This is a genomic window from Albidovulum salinarum (genome assembly GCF_025673475.1).
In the GTDB taxonomy this organism is placed as follows: Bacteria; Pseudomonadota; Alphaproteobacteria; order Rhodobacterales; family Rhodobacteraceae; genus Albidovulum; species Albidovulum salinarum.
Window position 1 is genome coordinate 146,999 of sequence record NZ_JAOVQO010000003.1, and the last position, 16,438, is coordinate 163,436.

Here is a 16,438-nt window from a genome sequence, read left to right on the forward strand (position 1 = left end):
TGACTTCAAATCGCCCGGGCCCCGTCGGTCGCTCCACCGGCGGGGCTTCGCGCCTCAGGGGGCGAGGACCGCGCCCGGATTCATGATCCCGGCCGGATCGAGCGCCGCCTTGATCGCCCGCATCGCGGCGAGCTTCGCGGGATCGCCATAGGCCTCAAGGTCACGCGTCTTGAGCCGCCCGATCCCGTGCTCGGCGCTGACCGAGCCGCCGAGCGCGTGGACGAGGTCATGCACCGCGCGCTGGATCGAACCGGCCTTGTCGCGATGATCGGCGGCACGCCCGCCCTTCGGCGGGAAGACATTGTAATGCAGGTTGCCGTCGCCGAGATGGCCGAAGCAGTTGACCCGGAACGGACCGATCGCGGCGATCACCGGCCCGGCGCGGCGCAGGAACTCCGCGATTTCCGAGAGCGGCAGCGAGATGTCGTGCGAGACCACCGCGCCGATCCGGCGGTTACCCTCCGGCAGCGCCTCGCGCAGGTCCCAGAGCGCCCGCGCCTGCGCGCCGCTCTGCGCGATGACACCGTCGCGGACAAGGCTTCCAGCCTCGGCCGCCTCGTAGAGGCCGGTCATCACCACCTCGGGGTCGAGGCCGGGCGCGAGGCCGATCTCGATCAGCACCGACCAGTCGGGGCGATCCGCGAAGGGCTGGCGCAGCTCGGGCATGGCCTCGTCGAGGAAAAGAAGCCCCTGGGCATGGATCAGCTCGAAGGTCGTGACCGCGCCGCCGGTCCGGATCTGCGCGAGCGTCAGGAGCTCAAGCGCCGCCTCCGGCCCGATCACCGCGAGAAGCGCGGTGGCGGTCGCCGCCGGTTGCGGAAAGAGCCGCAGCGTGGCGGCGGTGATCACGCCGAGCGTGCCTTCCGAGCCGATGAGAAGGTCCTTCAGGTCATAGCCGGTATTGTCCTTGCGGAGCCGCGTCAGCCCGTTCAGCACCGAGCCGTCGGGCAGGACCGCCTCGACCCCGAGGCAAAGCTCGCGCGCATTGCCGTAGCGCAGGACGGCGGTGCCGCCGGCATTGGTGGCAAGGTTGCCGCCGATCCGCGCCGTCCCCTCGGAGGCGAGCGACAGCGGGAAGAGCCGCCCCGCCCCGTCCGCCGCCGCCTGCACCTCGGCGAGCGTCATGCCGGCCTCGACGATCATCAGGTTCTCCTCGGGCCAGAGCCCGCGCAGCCGGTTCATCCGCTCCAGCGACAGGATCACCGGCGCCGGCCCCTCCGGCTGGACCTGACCGAGCACGAGCCCGGTGCCGCCGCCCCAGGGAATGAGGCCGACCCGCGCCTGTGCGCAGGCGGAAACGATGCGCGCGACCTCCGCCGTCTCGCGCGGACGGGCGAGGAGCGCCTGCGGCGTCACCGCGCGGCGCCGCGGCTCCTCGAGATAGCGCGGCTCCGCCGGCGCGAGCGTGCCCTCCGGCAGGAGCGTGGCGAGGCGTTGGGCGAAGGCAGCGTCGGCGGGGTTCAGCATGATCCCTGATCAAGCACGCCCGGCGGCATCCGGCAAGGGCGCTCAGTCGAGAAGCCGCGGCATCAGCACGATCACCGTCGGCCGCGCGGGCAGCGTGGCGAGCGAAACCTCGAGCACGGTCTCCTCGCGCAGCTCGACCGCGAACGCGTCCTCCATGCCGGAGAGGAACCGGGCGAGCGTCACCGGGCCGAACCAGTGCATCGGCAGCACGATCGAGGCGCGGAGCCGCTTCAGCACATTGATCATCGTCGGCAGGTCGAGCGTCATGCCGCCATCGACCGGCGCCATCACCACGTCGAGCCTGCCGAGGGCGGCATATTGCGCCTCGTCCGGCTCGTGGTGGAGATGGCCGAGATGGCCGATGCAGAGCCCCGCGACCTCGAAGACGAAGATCGAGTTGCCGTAGGGCTCCACCCCGCCGCCCGGGCGGCGGATGTCGGTGGGCACGTTCCTCACCAGCATCTCGCCGAGGTCGAGATGGTGGTCGGCGGGTTCCCCGGTCCAGTCCCAGCCCTGGAGCACATGCGGGATGCGTTCGTCGGGCTCGGAGGTCCAGTGCGAGCTGTGGGCGCGGTTCATCGTGACGACATCGGGAACCACGTCGGCGGGACCAAGCATCCCTGTGTAGTCGGTGGCGAGGGACAGCCCGCCGTGGGTCTCAAGAAAGTAGGTCGAATGGCCGACATAGGACAGCCGCACCGTGTCGGCCGGCAGCGGGTCGCCGTAGCGGGCACGGTGGAGGTATTCGATGCCGGGAGCCGCGTCGGCAATGGCGATGCAATGGCTCGGGCGGCGGCTCTGGGCGGCGGCGGGCAAGGCCGCCGTCACAGCCAGCAAAACAACAAGAAGCCGGATGAGGGTCATGGAAGCCTCCGGCGACAGCATAGCGCGTTTTGCCGCCGGATGCCGCGTCTTTGCCCCTCACCCGTAGCCGGGTGCCGTCAGATCCCGGATTTCACCTCGGTCCAGAGCCGGGTCCGGCTGCGCAGCGGCCGGGCGTCGAGGCTGCGGTCCGGGAACAGGCGCGCCAGCGTTTCGGGCGGCGGATAGAAGCCGGGATCGGCGAGGATCGCCGGATCGACATGGGCATCCGCCGCGGCGTTGGCATTGGCGAAGAAGACCGTGTTGGTGACGTCGGCGATGACATCCGGTCTGAGCATGTAGTCGATGAAGGCATAGGCCTCGTCGACGCGCCGGGAATCCGCCGGGATCGCCATCAGGTCGATCCACATCAGCGTGCCCTCGCGGGGGATCGCATAGGCGACCTCGACGCCGCTGCCCGCTTCCTCGGCGCGCATCTGCGCGATGCCGGCGTCGCCGCTGTAGACGAGCGCGGCGCAGATATTGCCGGAGGCAAGGTCGGCCGTGGCCTTCTGGTTGCTGAAGTAGCGGACGGACGCCGTCGCCGCGGCGAGAAGATCGCGAGCACGCGCCAGCTCGCCCGGATCCTCCGAATAGGGGTCGGCACCGAGATAGTTCAGCGCGACCGACACGACCTCGACCGGGGAATCGAGCATGGCGATGCCGCAATCCGCGAGCCGGCCCGCGAGGTCCGGCTTGAAGATGAGGTCGAGCGTGTCCACCGGCTGATCGCCGATGCGCTCGGCCACCAGGGCGGGATTGTAGGCGATGCCGATCGTGCCCCAGGTATAGGGCACGCCGAGCTGTCGGCCGCCGGGCACGGCGTCGAGTGCGGCGAGGATGTCGGGGTTGAGGTTTCCGTAGTTCTCAAGCCGCGCCGGGTCGACGGGCAGGAGCCCGCCGGCCTTGAATTCGCGCTCCGCGTTCACGGCCGCGGGGAAGACGACGTCATAGCCGCTTCCACCCGCGAGGAGCTTGGTTTCCAGCACCTCGTTCGAATCGTAGTAATCCAGCGCGACCTCGACGCCGGTCTCGGCCTGGTAGTTCGCGATCGTGTCGGCGGCGAAATAGTCGGCCCAGTTGTAGATGGCGAGTTCCCCGGCCCCGGCGCCGCTCGCGGCGAGGACGGCGCACCCGAGGATGACGGCTCCCTGTAGCGTGGTCTTTGGCGTTGCCACCTTGGTGGCCCCTGTCCCTGAATTGGCGCGAGTGGCTTTGGCCATGCTTCCCTCCTGACAGCCGGTTCGGATCGGGAAAGCCTACACGCTATGGAGTAACACCGTAAATTCAGCTATAGACATATACCTATAGGGGTATATAGCATCTGAAGTGTCGAGATGAAGCAAGGCGTATCTTTTCCGGCCGAATGGAGCACCGCTCTGGCCGAAATGATCGGAGCGTTGGGAAGCCCGCGGTTTCCCGCCGCACTCCGCCGCGTGCTGGCACTGTGCTGCAGCTTCGACTCGCTCGTGGTGACACGCTATGACGGCGGCGCCCCGCCGCAGGCGCTGTTTCACGATCTCGACGACGTGCAGGCAGCGATTACCGTCGCCTTCTACGCGACCGGCCCCTACCTTCTCGATCCCTTCTACAAGGCCTGCCGTACCCGTCAGGAACCGGGCGCCTACCGCCTGCGCGACCTCGCCCCTGACGCGTTCTTCCGCTCGGAATACTACCGCAACTTCTACCGCAAGATCCGCATCGGCGACGAAATCGGCGTGCTGATCCCGGACGGAGCGGAACGCTGGCTGGTCCTGTCGCTCGCCCGCCGCCTGCGCCGGCCCGTCTTCACCCCCGAGGACAATGCGGCCCTCGCCGCGGCGTTCCCGCTGATCCGCGCCGCCGTTCTGCAACAATGGGGTGCGGAGGGGACCGTCGAGGCTGTCGCGGCCGAGGTCATCGACGACCGGCTGGTGGGTTTCGGGGCCGATGTCCTCAGTCCGCGCGAGGCCGAAGTCGTCCAGCTGATCCTGAGAGGTCATTCGACGCCAACGGCGGCCGATGTGCTGGGCATCTCGCCAGGAACCGTGAAGGTGCATCGCCGCCACGCCTATGCGAAGCTCGGCATCGCCTCGCAATCGGAGCTGTTCTCGATGGCGACACGGTTCCTGATGACACAGGAGGCGTGACGCGCCGCAGAAGCTCCGGCAACCGGGGGGTCAGGCCAGCGGCGGCCGGTGCCGGAGGGCCGCGAACCACCCGGCGCGGCGGGTCTTGCGCTCATGCGGAGGCTCCTCGGGAACGGGCCGGTCGACGCGGGCGCCGGGCTCGCGAGACGACAGGAACAGCAGATCGGCGGAGATGGGGGAAATGCGGTGGGTCATCGGATCATTCCTTGGCTTCAGAACCTGATCCAAGACTGCCCGAGCGCCCCGCGCCCCACCACCGACGCGATCCGGCGGAGGCGGAAGAACCCGTAACCACCCGTAAGTCCCTTGGCAGACCACCCCTCATGGGGTCATTCTAGGAGCCCTCCGGCCGCCAACGACCGAGGCACGATGACCGATGGCTGCTCCCTCTTCGCTACCAAGCTGCGCGCCTGGCGCGCGCATGCCGGCGCGCATGGCCGTGTGACCCAGGAAATGCTCGCCGACATGCTCGGTGTCAGCGTCGATGCCATCGGCAAGTACGAACGCTCGCTCTCCTTCATCCGCGGCGACCTCGAACACCGGCTCTCCGAGGCGCTTGGCTGGAGCCACGACGAGATCGTCGCCTGCCGCGAGGACTGGGAAGCGCGGCGCGCGGCGCCAGCCCGGGGCGCCTACCGGCTCCTTGACGATGAGGTCGTCGACGCGGTCTACAATGGCTCCTGGCGGGACGCCGCACTGGCCTCGATCGCCCTCGCCATCGAGGAGTTCGATGCCCTGCCGGAAGAGCTTGCCGCCAATGAACGGGTGTTCCTGCCGATCTACGACGCCTTCCGCGATCACTGGGCGGTGGTGATGCGGGGCGACCGCATGGTGGCGAAATGGACGCTGCCGTTTCTCAACCCCGAGGACGAGGAACTGTTCCGCACCGGCCGGCTGATCGAGGCGGACCTGTCGCTCGAGCGGATGCGCCGGCCGATCCTGCCCGGCACCTATTTCGGCTACAGCCCCGCCGTGGTCATTCGCCGTGGCCACGAAGCGGTCGGTCCGCTTCTCTTGTCCTCCTTCGTGAGCTTCCTCGAGACGCTGGCGCGGCGCGAGGTCTACCTTCACGGGATGGGTTCGATATCGGTGTCCCTCGGGGGCGCCCAGATCTGCCGCGATCTCGGGATGACGCGGCTCGGCACGCACTGCCTCGATCCCGGCTACGAGCTCTGGGAGCTGCCGGGCTCCGCGATCCCCGCCTCGATCTTCGGACGCCGCAGCCCGTTCCTGCGCCGCTGTTACCGGGACGTGTTCGGAAGCTGAACGCGGCTCAGCCTGCCTCGGTCCGCCCGCGCCGGTCGCCGCGCAGGTTGGCGTAGAGCACATGGTTGCGCCAGCGGCCGTTGATCTGCAGGTAGCTCTGCGCCACGCCCTCGTACTTGTAGCCGCATTTCTCCAGCACCCCGCGCGAGGCGAGGTTCTCCGGCAGGCAGGCGCTTTCGAGCCGCGAGAGGTCGAGCTCGGTGAAGCAATGGTGGATCACCGCGCGCAAAGCCTCGGCCATGTAGCCCTGCCGCGCATGGTTGGCGCCGATCCAGTAACCGATCGTCGCCGCCTGAGCCGGCCCCCGGCGGATGTTGTCGACCGTCACCGCACCGAGGAAGGTCTCGTCGTCGCGCCGGACCAGGAACAGCGGCAGCGCGGTGCCGCCGGACTGGGCGCGCTGCGCCCAGTAGACGCGGTTGGTGAAGGCCTTGCGCGTAAGGTGGTCGGGCGACCAGGACGGCTCCCACGGCGTCAGGAACGCGCGGCTCTGCTCGCGCAGGGACACCCAGTCGCGGTAGTCGGAATGCGCGGGCAGGCGCAGGCTCATCCGCTCGGTCTCGATCCGGACCCTGCGCCGCCCGAAGAACATCAGGCGGCGAGCCTTTCACGAAGCTGGCCGAGCGCCGGCGCCGCCTCCACCGGGCCGTAGAGCGCGAGCGCCGTGGTCGCCCCTCCGGCGAGACGCTCGGCGAAGGCGCGCACGGCGCCGCAGCTCACCGCGTCGATCTCGGCCGTGGTCTCGGCCACGCTCTGGACCCGGCCCCAGATCGAGACATGCCGCGCCATCCGCTCGGCCCGGCCCGAGGGGCTTTCGAGCCCCATCAGGAGCCCCGCCTTCATCTGCGCCCGGGCCCGCAGGATCTCCGCCTCGCTCATGTCGTCGGCGGCGCGCTTCAATTCGTCCATCGTCAGCCCGCAGAGATCGCCGATCTCCTCGGCCGAGGTGCCGGCATAGATCGTCATCATGCCGGTGTCGTCATAGGCCCCGGCCTGGGCATAGATCGAGTAGCAGAGCCCCCGCTCCTCGCGGATCTTCTGGAAGAGCCGCGAGGACATGCCGCCGCCGAGCGCGGTCGTGTAGACCTGCGCGGTGTAGAAATCGGCGTCGCGCACCGAGGGCGACTCAAAGCCCATCGCGAAATGGACCTGCTCCAGTTCCTTGACCTCGCGCCGCTCGCCCACCGACCAGCGCGCGGGCTGGATCAGCCCGCTACCGACCGGCTTCAGCCCGCCGAAGATCGCCTCGGCCGCCTTGACGATGGCATCGTGATCGACCGCCCCGGCGGCGGAAAGGATCATCTGGTCAGGCCCGTAATGCTCGCCCACGAAAGTCGTCAGATCCCCGCGTCCGAAGGTCGAGACCCGCTCGGCCGGGCCGAGGATCGTGCGCCCCATCGCCTGGTCCGGGAAGGCCGCCTCCTGCAGCCAGTCGAAGATGATGTCGTCGGGCGTGTCGAGCGCCTGGCCGATCTCCTGCAGGATCACATGCCGCTCGACCTCGATCTCCTTCGGATCGAAGACCGGATTGAGCACGATGTCGGAGATGACGTCGAGTGCCAAGGGCACGTCGGCCTCCAGCACCCGCGCGTAGTAAGCGGTCATCTCGCGCGAGGTATAGGCGTTGATGTAGCCGCCCACGTCCTCGATCTCCTCGGCGATCTGCAGCGCCGAACGCCGCTTCGTCCCCTTGAAGGCCATGTGTTCGAGGAAATGCGCGATGCCGTTCTGCTCGGGCCGTTCATGCCGCCCGCCCGCCGTCAGCCAGAGGCCGATGGCCGCCGAGGCGAGCCCCGGCATCCGCTCGGTCACGATCCTGAGGCCGTTGGGCAGCGTCGTCAGTTGGGTCGTCAAACCTTGCGCCTTTCATGGACCATCGCCTCCAGCCGGGCGAGGTCGTTCGGCACAGATGTAACACGTTCGGGGCGCGAGAAAAGGTCGGCCATGCGTTCGGGCAGCCCCGGGCGCTGACCCGTGGCTTTTTCGACCGCATCGGGGAACTTCGCCGGATGCGCGGTCGAGAGCGTGATCATCGGCACGGCTTCGTCCCGGTGGGCCTCCGCCACCGCGACGCCGACAGCCGTATGCGGGCAGAGAAGTTCGCCAGTCGCCTTGTGCATCGCCGCGATTGTGGCGAGCGTCTCCTCTTCCGACACGCGGCCCGAGGCGAAAAGCTCGCGCAGGGTCTCAAGCGCACCCTGGCTCACGGTAAAGCCGCCCGTCTCCTTCATCTCGGCCATGAGCTTCGCCACCGCCCCGCCGTCGCGGCCATAGGCGTCGAAGAGCGCGCGTTCGAAGTTCGAGGAGATCTGGATATCCATCGACGGCGAGATCGAAGGCTTCACTCCGTCCATCTCGTAGCGCCCGGTGGTCAGGCAGCGGTGCAGGATGTCGTTCTGGTTGGTGGCAATCACCAGCCGGTCGATCGGCAGGCCCATGCGCTTGGCGATGTAGCCCGCGAAGATGTCGCCGAAATTGCCGGTGGGGACGGTGAAGCTCACCTTGCGGTCGGGCGCGCCCAGGGACACCGCCGAGGTGAAGTAGTAGACGACCTGCGCCAGCACCCGCGCCCAGTTGATCGAGTTGACGCCGGCAAGCCCCACCGCGTCGCGGAACTCGAAATGGTTGAACATGTCCTTGAGCCGCGCCTGGCAATCGTCGAAATCGCCATGAAGCGCGAGCGCGTGGACATTGGCCTCGGCCGGCGTCGTCATCTGCCGGCGCTGCACTTCCGAGACGCGGCCCTCGGGGAAGAGGATGAAGACGTCGACATTGTCGAGGCCGCGGTACGCCTCGATCGCCGCCGAGCCGGTATCGCCGGAGGTCGCGCCGACGATGGTCACCCGCCTGCCCTCGCGCCCCAGCGCGATCTGGAAGAGCTGGCCGATGAGCTGCATCGCGAAATCCTTGAACGCGAGCGTGGGCCCGTGGAACAGCTCCAGCAGGAAATGGTTGGGCGCGAGCTGCACGAGCGGCGCGCGCGCGCTGTGGCCGAAGCCCGCGTAGGCCCTGGCGATGGCGCTCTTGAACTCATCGTCGGTGAAGGCGTCGCCGACGAAGGGCCGCATCACCCGGAACGCGGCCTCCTCGTAGGAGAGCCCGCCGAGCGCCCGGATCTCGTCAGCCGAAAGCGTCGGGATCGTCTCAGGCACATAGAGCCCGCCGTCACGGGCGAGCCCGGTCAGCATCGCCTCGCCAAAGCCAAGAACCGGGGCCTCTCCCCGCGTCGAGATGTAGCGCATGTCAGTTCCTCAATCGGTCCGCTGCCTGATACGCCAGAGAAGAAACCCTGTCATCCCCGCCCAGACGCCTGCCAGCGAAAACCAGGTGATCGCGTACTGGCGGTGGTCGTTCGGGATGGAGGAGGTGTCGACCGGCACCGGGACGATACCTTGGGCATCGCCGGTCACTTTGCGGGCAACGACAAGAAGCGGCATAGTGTTGACGTTTTCAGACATCGCCGCCACGTCGCGGGCAAACCAGAGCCCGGTGGCGGCGTCGGGCGGAGGGGTGTAGCTGTCGGCCTCCCTGGGCCAGTGCAGGTTGCCGGTGACCTCGAGCGCCACCGCTGGGCGGGCATCGTCCCGCGCCGCCTCGGGAACGAAGCCGCGGTCGAGCAGCACGCGCTTGCCGTCGTCGGTCTCGAAAACCGCGATCACCTCGAACCCCGCGCCCTCGCCCTTCCGGCCGGAGAGAACCAGAAGTTCCTCGCCCGTGGTGCGCCCAGAAACCGTGACCGGCCGATAGAGATCGGCCGCCGGATCCGGCGCGGCGATCGTCGAGAGCCGAACCGGATCCGCACCGATCTGCGCCTCGATGGCGGCGATCACGCCCTCCTTCCAGGCAAGCCGTCGGAGCTGCCAGACGCCGAGCGACAGCAGAACGGCGATGCCCAGGGCACCGAGGATCAGGGCGGAGAGAGCGCGGTTCATGGGGTCCTCAAAGCGAAACGCGGGGAGCGTTTGCCCCCCGCGTCCGTGATTTCCGTCAGGGCTGCCGGATCAGGCGCCCCAAATGTAGATCGCGGCGAAGAGGAACAGCCAGACCACGTCGACGAAGTGCCAGTACCAGGCGGCGGCTTCGAAGCCGACATGCTGCTCGGGCGTGAAGTCGCCCTTCATCGCGCGGATCATGCAGACCAGGAGGAAGATCGTCCCGATGATCACGTGCGCGCCGTGGAAGCCGGTCGCCATGAAGAACGACGCACCATAGATGTTGCCGGCGAAGCCGAAGGCGGCGTGGCTGTATTCGAAGGCCTGGAAGAAGGTGAAGAGCGCGCCGAGGCCGCAGGCCAGCGCGAGGCCCCAGATCATGTCCTTGCGGTTGTTCTCATGCGCGATCGCATGGTGCGCCCAGGTCGCCGCCGCCCCCGAGCAGAGCAGGATCAGCGTGTTGATCAGGGGCAGGTGCCAGGGGTCGAAGGTCTCGATCCCGGCCGGCGGCCAGACACCGTCGATCGCGGGCGAGCCCTCGGTCATCGGGTAGAGCGCGTGCTTGAAGAAGGTCCAGAACCACGCCGAGAAGAACATCACCTCGGACATGATGAACAGGATGAAGCCGTAGCGCAGGCCGATGCGGACGACCGGGGTGTGGTCACCGGTGTTGCCCTCGTGCACGACTTCGGCCCACCAGCCGTACATGACATAGAGGACCAGCACGAGGCCGGCGAGGAACATGAACGGCGTGATGCCCTTCATCCACAGGACCGCGCCGAACAGCATGACGAAGGCACCGACGGCGCCCAGGAGCGGCCAGAGCGAGGGCTTGAGGATGTGGTAGTCGTGATTCTTAGCGTGCGCCATGTCGGTTTCCCTGATTGGGCCTCAGTTATAGTTTTCACCCCCGGCGGGCGACAAAGCCGCCTGCGCCTCGGGCAATTCGGTCTTGAAGAAGGTGTAGCTCAGCGTGATGTTGCGGATCGAGCCCGCGTCGCGGTCCTTCACCAGCTCCGGATCGACATAGAAGACGACCGGCATCTCGATCCGCTCGCCGGGCTGCAACACCTGTTCGGTGAAGCAGAAGCACTGGATCTTGGAGAAGTAGTAGCCCGCGAGGTCGGGGGCGACATTGTAGCTCGCCGTGCCCGCGACCGGCTTGTCGGTCGGGTTGTAGGCCTCGTAGAAGGCCATCCCGGTCTCGCCGATCTTGAGTTTCATCTCGGTCTGCTTGGGGTGGAACTCCCACGGCATGTCGGGCGCGGTATTGGCGTCGAAGCGCACCGTCACGATCTCGTCGAGCACCTCGCCCGCGTTCTCGGCCCTCACGCTCGGCGTGCCGCCGTAGCCGGTGACCTGGCAGAACCAGGAATAGAACGGCACCGCCGCCCAGGCCAGAACGCCCATCGTCAGGACGACACCCGCAAGCATCGCGGCGATCCGGCCGTTGCTCCGGGGCACGCTCATTGCGAGGCCTCCGCAGCGGGCAGCTTGCCTTCCTTCAGATGCGAGATCTTGACCACCGTCAGCCCGAAGACCAGCGCGACGAAGACGGCGAGCACCAGCCCGAGGCCGAGGTTCCGGCCAAGGCGGCGACCGTGGATCTCATGTGCCTGACGGATCGCCATCACCAGCCTCCTAGCCCGAAGGGCGCAAGGCTCGCCTCGACGAGGAGCGCGCCGAAATGCAGGAACAGATAGGCGAGCGAGAACCGGAAGAACGCCTTCTCGGCCCGGTAGCCATCGGCCTCAGCCGCCGCGTCGTCGCGCCGGGAGATGCGGACAGCCCCCCGGATGAAGAGCGCGTTGAGCACGAGCGCCGTGACCAGCGTCACCGGCCCGCCGATCGAGGTGAGCGCGAGCGCCACCGGGAACGGGGCGAGCAGCAGCGTGTAGACGAGGATGTGCTTGCGCGTGGCGGCGCGGCCGTGGGTCACGGTCAGCATCGGCACGCCGGCGCGGGAATAGTCGTCCTTCATGAACAGCGCCAACGCCCAGAAATGCGGCGGCGTCCACATGAAGATCAGCGCGAACATCAGCACGCTCTCGACGCTGACACCGCCGGTGGCCACGGCCCAGCCGATCATCGGCGGGAAGGCCCCCGCCGCACCGCCGATCACGATGTTCTGCGGCGTCCGCCGCTTCAGCCACATCGTGTAGACGACGACGTAGAAGAAGATCGTGAAGGCGAGGAACGCGCCCGCGAACCAGTTCGCGGCCAAGCCCAGCATCAGGCAGGAGAGGACCGAGAGCGCGAGCCCGAGACCGAGCGCCTCGCCAGCGCCGACCCGTCCGGCCGGGACCGGGCGGCTCTGGGTGCGCCGCATCACGCGGTCGATGTCGGCGTCGTACCACATGTTGAGGGCACCCGAGGCCCCCCCGCCGAGCGCGATGAAGAGGATCGCGGTGAAGGCGACAAAGGGATGCACCGACACCGGCGCCACGATCAGCCCGACCATCGCGGTGAAGACGACGAGCGACATCACACGCGGCTTCAGGAGCTGGACGTAATCGCCGAAGCCCGCCTCCTGCCCGTGGTCAACGGCGCTCAGATCGCTCATCGCTCCCCTCCCCTTGGCGGCGCGCGTCTCCGCGCGCCTCTCCGTCAGTTGGCCGAAGCCACCTCGACCGGCGCCGAGGTGCCGAGACCCGCGGTCTTGGTCCGCGCCACCCAGTCGTCATAGACCTCCTGGCTCACCACCTTGACGGTGATCGGCATGTAGGTGTGGTCCTTGCCGCAAAGCTCCGAGCACTGGCCGAAATAGATGCCCTCACGGTCGGCGTTGAACCAGAGCTCCGCGATCCGGCCCGGCACGCCGTCCTGCTTCACCGCGAAGGCCGGGATCGTCCAGGCATGGATCACGTCGGCGGCGGTGACCTGAACCACGATGTCCTTGCCGACCGGCACCACGACCGCGGTATCGGTCGCGAGGAGGTATTCGTCCTGGCTGTAGCCGGCCGCCTCGAGCCCGTCGCGGCCGAGCATGAAGCTGTCGAAGGCAATGCCCTCGTCGGGGTATTCGTAGGACCAGAACCACTGGTTACCGATGGCCTTGATCACCACGTCGCCTTCCGGGATCTCCTGCTGCTTGAAGAGGATCGGCAGCGAGAACGCGCCCAAGACCACGAGGATCAGGACCGGGATCAGCGTCCAGACGATTTCCAGCGGCGTGTTGTGGGTGAACCGGGCCGGTGTCGGGTTGGCGCGGCTGTTGTAGCGCAGGATGACCGCCAGCAAGAGCCCCATCACCAGCGCGACGACTCCGATGCAGAGCCAAAGCAGCATCCCGTCGAGCCATTGCTGGTCGCGCGCGAGCTCGGTCGCCGCCGGCTGGAAGCCGGTGCCGTCGGCGACCGGCTTGCCGACGATCTCGAGCCCGGTGATCCCGTCCTGGGCCCGGACCACGGTGGCCGCGAATGTGGCGGTGAGGGCGGCCCCGAGGCCGGAAAGATTGGTCGCAAAGCGCATATCGTGTTCCCGTTCCTGCCGCGGCTTGTCCTGCCGCTTCCAGTGCCGGTACGATCCCCGAGTAAACCGCGGGCCGGACCGGTTGTATCCGGGCTTCGTCAAATCATATTAGTGACAATGCGACAAGTGAAACCATCGCGGCCAAGCGCCGCTTTTTGATCGAAATCAAGGACAGCGACGGAAGTGACAATGTCAGACACCCGGTTTTCCCCGTTCGAGACCCATCTCGACCCCGACCGCGCGCTGGCGATTCTGCGAGAGGCGACGCAGGGCGCCGAGGATGGCGAGCTCTTCCTCGAACGCCGCCGCTCCGAGGCCCTGGTCTTCGACGACGGCCGCCTGCGCAACGCGAGCTACGACGCGTCCGAGGGTTTCGGACTGCGCGCGGTGAACGGCGAGGTCGCGGGATACGCTCATTCCACCGAGGTTTCCGAATCGGCGCTGAGGCGCGCCGCCGAGACCGCGCGGCTTGCCGTCGGCGACGGCGGCGGCGTGATGGCGCCGCCGCCCGCGGGCACCAACGTGAAGCTCTACACCGACGCCGACCCGATGGCCGACGCGGGCTTCGGGCTCAAGGTCGAGACCCTGCGCGAGATCGACGCCTTCGCCCGCGCCCTCGATCCCCGCGTGGTGCAGGTCTCGGCGACGATCGCGGCGTCCTTGCAAGAGGTCTTCATCCTCCGGCCCGAGGGCGGCCTCGTCTCCGACATCCGCCCGATGACGCGGCTCAACGTCTCGGTCATCGTCGAGGAAAACGGCCGCCGCGAATCCGGCGGCCACGGCAGCGGCGGGCGCTCCGGCCTGACCGGCCTGATGACCGCCGAGCACTGGCAGGCGACAGCGCGCGAGGCGCTCCGGATCGCGCTCGTCAACCTGCGCGCGGTGGCAGCGCCGGCCGGCGTGATGGACGTGGCGCTCGGCGCCGGCTGGCCCGGCATTCTCCTCCACGAGGCGGTCGGCCACGGGCTCGAGGGCGATTTCAACCGCAAGAAGACGTCCGCTTTTGCCGGTCTCATGGGGCAGCAGGTGGCCGCGAAGGGCGTGACCGTGCTCGACGACGGCACCATCCCCGACCGCCGCGGCTCGATCAGCGTCGACGACGAGGGCACCCCCTCGGGCAAGAACGTGCTGATCGAGGACGGCGTGCTCGTGGGCTACATGCAGGACCGCCAGAACGCCCGGCTGATGGGCGCGGCGCCGACCGGCAACGGCCGGCGCGAGAGCTTCGCCCATATCCCGATGCCGCGGATGACGAACACCTACATGCTCGGCGGCGCGGCCCGCCCCGAAGACGTCGTGGCCGAGGTCACGGACGGCATCTACGCGGTCGGCTTCGGCGGCGGCCAGGTCGACATCACCAACGGCAAGTTCGTCTTTTCCTGCACCGAGGCCTACCGGGTGAAGAACGGCGTCGTCGGCGAGCCGGTCAAAGGCGCGACCCTGATCGGCGACGGCGCGACCGCGATGAAGAACATCCGCGCGATCGGCAACGACATGAAGCTCGATCCCGGCGTCGGCAATTGTGGCAAGGCCGGGCAATGGGTGCCGGTCGGCGTCGGCCAGCCGACGCTCCTGATCGGCGGGCTCACGGTCGGCGGCTCGGCGGCCTGAGCCGCGCCCGTCACTCGAGCTGGACGATCGCCAGCCGCACCTCCTCGTCGCCGAGCACGGCGGTCGTGTGGCCGCTGCCGGCGACGTCCTCCATGCGCCATATGCCGCCCGGGCCGATCTCCCGGACCTCGCCGTCGCCGGCCTCGACCCTGAGCCTGCCGCTCAGGCAGAACGCGACCTGGCGGCGCGGAGAGCGGTGCTTCGCCCCGCCCCAGCCGGCCGGAAGCGTCAGGTAGACAAGCGCGCGTGCCACCTCCGCTTCCGACAGAAGGAGCGGCGGAGCCGGCGGCGCGAAGTCGCGCATGGCCAGAGCGATTCCGGCATCGCCGAAATGCGACACGCCGTTCTCGTCCTCGGTGAGATGAAACAGTTGCATCGTGAAACCCTTTCCCCCTGCGTGATCGTATCGGCCCGCTCTAGGAGAACTTTTTTCGCATCTTCCGCAAATCGTCGCGAATCGTAACCGATGATTAACCTTGAGCCCGCAAAGTGGCCTTGCGAATGAGGCGAAGGCACGAGGGATAAAGGTTTGTTATCTTACCCCACCCCCTTCACCCCACCCACCAAGGAAGACGACAGGCTGTCGTGGCTCCGCCTCATTCGCTCCCGCCGGGTCGGCGCCGTGACCTTCTGGCGGCTGATCGGCGAATACGGCTCCGCCGAGGCGGCCCTCCACGCCCTGCCCGGGATCGCTAAGGCGGCGGGCGTCCAGGGCTACGAACCCTGCCCCGAACCCGTCATCCTAAAGGAATACCAGGCCGGCACGGCCGCCGGCGCGCGGCTCCTCTGCCGCCACGACCCCGCCTATCCCCGCGCCCTCGCCGAGCTTGCCGACGCGCCTCCGGTGCTGTGGTGCCTCGGCGACCCCGCGCTTCTCTCCCGCCCGATGGTGGCACTCGTCGGCGCCCGCAACGCATCCTCTCTCGGGCTGCGGATGGCGCGGAAGCTCGCCGAGGGGCTTGGCGCGGCAGGCGTCACCGTCGTCTCCGGCCTTGCCCGCGGCGTCGACACCGCTGCCCATGCGGCGGCGCTGCCCACGGGCACCGTCGCGGTGATGGCGGGCGGCGTCGACGTGACCTACCCGGCCGAAAACGCCGCCCTCGCCTCCGAGATTGCACTCAGGGGCCTGCGGCTCTCCGAACAGCCCATCGGGCTCGAACCGCAGGCCCGGCACTTTCCCCTGCGCAACCGCATCATCTCCGGCCTCGCCCGTGCCGTGGTGGTGGTGGAAGCCGCGGCGCGCTCGGGCAGCCTGATCACCGCCCGGCTGGCGCTCGACCAGGGCCGCGACGTGCTCGCCGTGCCGGGCCATCCCTTCGACGGCCGCGCCGCGGGCTGCAACCTGCTGCTCCGCGACGGCGCGACACTGGTGCGCGGCGCCGAGGACGTGCTCGCCGCGCTGGCCCCCCTCGCCGCCGCCCCCGAACGCACCGAACGCACCGCCCCCGAACCGGAGCCGCAGCGCACATGGCGCGACATGGCGACGCTCCACCGCCAGATCCTCGACCGCCTCGGGCCGAGCCCGGTGGCCGAGGACCAGCTCATCCGCGACCTCGCCCTGCCGAGCGCCACCATCGCCCCCGAACTCCTGGCGCTTGAACTCGAAGGCCGCATCCAGCGCCAGCCCGGCGGCCTCCTGTCGCGCCTCGACTGATCCATCGACCCCGCCCCAAGGCCGCGTCGCGCCCTTCATCTTGCCAA

At 68.5% G+C, this 16,438-nt stretch carries 18 protein-coding genes; 4 read left to right on the plus strand and 14 right to left on the minus strand.

Annotated features, from left to right (window positions below):
• Positions 1–54: 54 nt before the first annotated feature.
• The 3 genes from OEZ60_RS04260 to OEZ60_RS04270 all read right to left on the minus strand — a co-directional run bounded on the left by OEZ60_RS04260 (position 55) and on the right by OEZ60_RS04270 (position 3,551).
• Positions 55–1,467, minus strand: coding sequence for an FAD-binding oxidoreductase (locus OEZ60_RS04260; RefSeq protein WP_263333549.1), 1,413 nt, complete (start codon positions 1,465–1,467; stop codon positions 55–57).
• Positions 1,468–1,509: 42 nt separating this feature from the next.
• Positions 1,510–2,331 carry an MBL fold metallo-hydrolase gene (locus OEZ60_RS04265; protein WP_263333551.1) on the minus strand — a complete coding sequence of 274 codons (822 nt, stop codon included), beginning with the start codon at positions 2,329–2,331 and terminating at the stop codon, positions 1,510–1,512.
• A 77-nt stretch (positions 2,332–2,408) separates the two neighbouring features.
• Positions 2,409–3,551: an extracellular solute-binding protein gene (locus OEZ60_RS04270; protein WP_263333553.1), complete on the minus strand. Its 1,143-nt coding sequence runs from the start codon at positions 3,549–3,551 to the stop codon at positions 2,409–2,411.
• Positions 3,552–3,665: 114 nt separating this feature from the next.
• Here OEZ60_RS04270 and OEZ60_RS04275 point away from each other — a divergent pair, with 114 nt between their 5' ends.
• Positions 3,666–4,457 carry a helix-turn-helix transcriptional regulator gene (locus OEZ60_RS04275; protein ID WP_263333555.1) on the plus strand — a complete coding sequence of 264 codons (792 nt, stop codon included), beginning with the start codon at positions 3,666–3,668 and terminating at the stop codon, positions 4,455–4,457.
• A 30-nt stretch (positions 4,458–4,487) separates the two neighbouring features.
• Here the strand turns inward: OEZ60_RS04275 and OEZ60_RS04280 are convergent, their stop codons facing one another.
• Positions 4,488–4,652, minus strand: coding sequence for a hypothetical protein (locus OEZ60_RS04280; RefSeq protein ID WP_263333557.1), 165 nt, complete (start codon positions 4,650–4,652; stop codon positions 4,488–4,490).
• A 174-nt stretch (positions 4,653–4,826) separates the two neighbouring features.
• Here OEZ60_RS04280 and OEZ60_RS04285 point away from each other — a divergent pair, with 174 nt between their 5' ends.
• Positions 4,827–5,723 carry a helix-turn-helix domain-containing protein gene (locus OEZ60_RS04285; protein ID WP_263333559.1) on the plus strand — a complete coding sequence of 299 codons (897 nt, stop codon included), beginning with the start codon at positions 4,827–4,829 and terminating at the stop codon, positions 5,721–5,723.
• A 7-nt stretch (positions 5,724–5,730) separates the two neighbouring features.
• Here OEZ60_RS04285 and OEZ60_RS04290 read toward each other — a convergent pair whose 3' ends face one another.
• From OEZ60_RS04290 to coxB, 9 genes are all read right to left on the minus strand, one after another.
• Positions 5,731–6,315 (minus strand): GNAT family N-acetyltransferase, encoded by a 585-nt coding sequence (locus tag OEZ60_RS04290; protein ID WP_263333561.1) that lies wholly within the window; start codon positions 6,313–6,315, stop codon positions 5,731–5,733.
• Positions 6,315–7,577: a M16 family metallopeptidase gene (locus OEZ60_RS04295; protein ID WP_263333562.1), complete on the minus strand. Its 1,263-nt coding sequence runs from the start codon at positions 7,575–7,577 to the stop codon at positions 6,315–6,317. The genes OEZ60_RS04290 and OEZ60_RS04295 overlap by 1 nt, the downstream gene beginning before the upstream one ends.
• Positions 7,574–8,965 carry a threonine synthase gene (thrC, locus tag OEZ60_RS04300; protein ID WP_263333564.1) on the minus strand — a complete coding sequence of 464 codons (1,392 nt, stop codon included), beginning with the start codon at positions 8,963–8,965 and terminating at the stop codon, positions 7,574–7,576. The genes OEZ60_RS04295 and thrC overlap by 4 nt, the downstream gene beginning before the upstream one ends.
• A gap of 9 nt (positions 8,966–8,974) precedes the next feature.
• The gene (locus OEZ60_RS04305) at positions 8,975–9,655 is read right to left on the minus strand and encodes an SURF1 family protein (RefSeq protein WP_263333566.1); all 681 of its coding nucleotides are present in this window, start codon (positions 9,653–9,655) and stop codon (positions 8,975–8,977) included.
• Positions 9,656–9,724: 69 nt separating this feature from the next.
• Positions 9,725–10,525 (minus strand): cytochrome c oxidase subunit 3, encoded by an 801-nt coding sequence (locus OEZ60_RS04310; RefSeq protein ID WP_263333568.1) that lies wholly within the window; start codon positions 10,523–10,525, stop codon positions 9,725–9,727.
• 21 nt (positions 10,526–10,546) lie between these two features.
• Positions 10,547–11,125, minus strand: a complete 579-nt coding sequence (locus OEZ60_RS04315) for a cytochrome c oxidase assembly protein (RefSeq protein WP_263333570.1) — start codon at positions 11,123–11,125, stop codon at positions 10,547–10,549.
• Positions 11,122–11,286 (minus strand): hypothetical protein, encoded by a 165-nt coding sequence (locus tag OEZ60_RS04320; RefSeq protein WP_263333572.1) that lies wholly within the window; start codon positions 11,284–11,286, stop codon positions 11,122–11,124. Before OEZ60_RS04320 ends, OEZ60_RS04315 begins: the two co-directional genes overlap by 4 nt.
• Positions 11,286–12,218, minus strand: a complete 933-nt coding sequence (cyoE, locus tag OEZ60_RS04325; RefSeq protein ID WP_263333574.1) for a heme o synthase — start codon at positions 12,216–12,218, stop codon at positions 11,286–11,288. Before cyoE ends, OEZ60_RS04320 begins: the two co-directional genes overlap by 1 nt.
• A 44-nt stretch (positions 12,219–12,262) precedes the next feature.
• Positions 12,263–13,126 carry a cytochrome c oxidase subunit II gene (gene coxB / locus OEZ60_RS04330; protein WP_263333576.1) on the minus strand — a complete coding sequence of 288 codons (864 nt, stop codon included), beginning with the start codon at positions 13,124–13,126 and terminating at the stop codon, positions 12,263–12,265.
• 189 nt (positions 13,127–13,315) lie between these two features.
• Between coxB and tldD the strand changes: the two genes are divergently transcribed.
• The gene (tldD, locus tag OEZ60_RS04335; RefSeq protein ID WP_263333578.1) at positions 13,316–14,737 is read left to right on the plus strand and encodes a metalloprotease TldD; all 1,422 of its coding nucleotides are present in this window, start codon (positions 13,316–13,318) and stop codon (positions 14,735–14,737) included.
• A gap of 10 nt (positions 14,738–14,747) precedes the next feature.
• Here tldD and OEZ60_RS04340 read toward each other — a convergent pair whose 3' ends face one another.
• Entirely contained in the window at positions 14,748–15,113 is a 366-nt protein-coding gene (locus OEZ60_RS04340) for a cupin domain-containing protein (protein ID WP_263333580.1), read from the minus strand.
• A 153-nt stretch (positions 15,114–15,266) separates the two neighbouring features.
• On the opposite strand from OEZ60_RS04340, the gene dprA reads away from it, so the two are divergent.
• Complete coding sequence (dprA, locus tag OEZ60_RS04345) at positions 15,267–16,391, plus strand: DNA-processing protein DprA (RefSeq protein WP_263333582.1); 1,125 nt, start codon at positions 15,267–15,269, stop codon at positions 16,389–16,391.
• Positions 16,392–16,438: the final 47 nt, after the last annotated feature.

Excerpts from the sequence above, each read along its gene's own strand:
- OEZ60_RS04260 (WP_263333549.1), bottom strand. The coding sequence starts at position 1,467 with ATGCTGAACCCCGCCGACGCTGCCTTCGCCCAACGCCTCGCCACGCTC.
- OEZ60_RS04265 (WP_263333551.1), bottom strand. The coding sequence starts at position 2,331 with ATGACCCTCATCCGGCTTCTTGTTGTTTTGCTGGCTGTGACGGCGGCC.
- OEZ60_RS04270 (WP_263333553.1), bottom strand. The coding sequence starts at position 3,551 with ATGGCCAAAGCCACTCGCGCCAATTCAGGGACAGGGGCCACCAAGGTG.
- OEZ60_RS04275 (WP_263333555.1), top strand. The coding sequence starts at position 3,666 with ATGAAGCAAGGCGTATCTTTTCCGGCCGAATGGAGCACCGCTCTGGCC.
- OEZ60_RS04280 (WP_263333557.1), bottom strand. The coding sequence starts at position 4,652 with ATGACCCACCGCATTTCCCCCATCTCCGCCGATCTGCTGTTCCTGTCG.
- OEZ60_RS04285 (WP_263333559.1), top strand. The coding sequence starts at position 4,827 with ATGACCGATGGCTGCTCCCTCTTCGCTACCAAGCTGCGCGCCTGGCGC.
- OEZ60_RS04290 (WP_263333561.1), bottom strand. The coding sequence starts at position 6,315 with ATGTTCTTCGGGCGGCGCAGGGTCCGGATCGAGACCGAGCGGATGAGC.
- thrC (WP_263333564.1), bottom strand. The coding sequence starts at position 8,965 with ATGCGCTACATCTCGACGCGGGGAGAGGCCCCGGTTCTTGGCTTTGGC.
- OEZ60_RS04305 (WP_263333566.1), bottom strand. The coding sequence starts at position 9,655 with ATGAACCGCGCTCTCTCCGCCCTGATCCTCGGTGCCCTGGGCATCGCC.
- OEZ60_RS04310 (WP_263333568.1), bottom strand. The coding sequence starts at position 10,525 with ATGGCGCACGCTAAGAATCACGACTACCACATCCTCAAGCCCTCGCTC.
- OEZ60_RS04315 (WP_263333570.1), bottom strand. The coding sequence starts at position 11,125 with ATGAGCGTGCCCCGGAGCAACGGCCGGATCGCCGCGATGCTTGCGGGT.
- OEZ60_RS04320 (WP_263333572.1), bottom strand. The coding sequence starts at position 11,286 with ATGGCGATCCGTCAGGCACATGAGATCCACGGTCGCCGCCTTGGCCGG.
- cyoE (WP_263333574.1), bottom strand. The coding sequence starts at position 12,218 with ATGAGCGATCTGAGCGCCGTTGACCACGGGCAGGAGGCGGGCTTCGGC.
- coxB (WP_263333576.1), bottom strand. The coding sequence starts at position 13,126 with ATGCGCTTTGCGACCAATCTTTCCGGCCTCGGGGCCGCCCTCACCGCC.
- tldD (WP_263333578.1), top strand. The coding sequence starts at position 13,316 with ATGTCAGACACCCGGTTTTCCCCGTTCGAGACCCATCTCGACCCCGAC.
- OEZ60_RS04340 (WP_263333580.1), bottom strand. The coding sequence starts at position 15,113 with ATGCAACTGTTTCATCTCACCGAGGACGAGAACGGCGTGTCGCATTTC.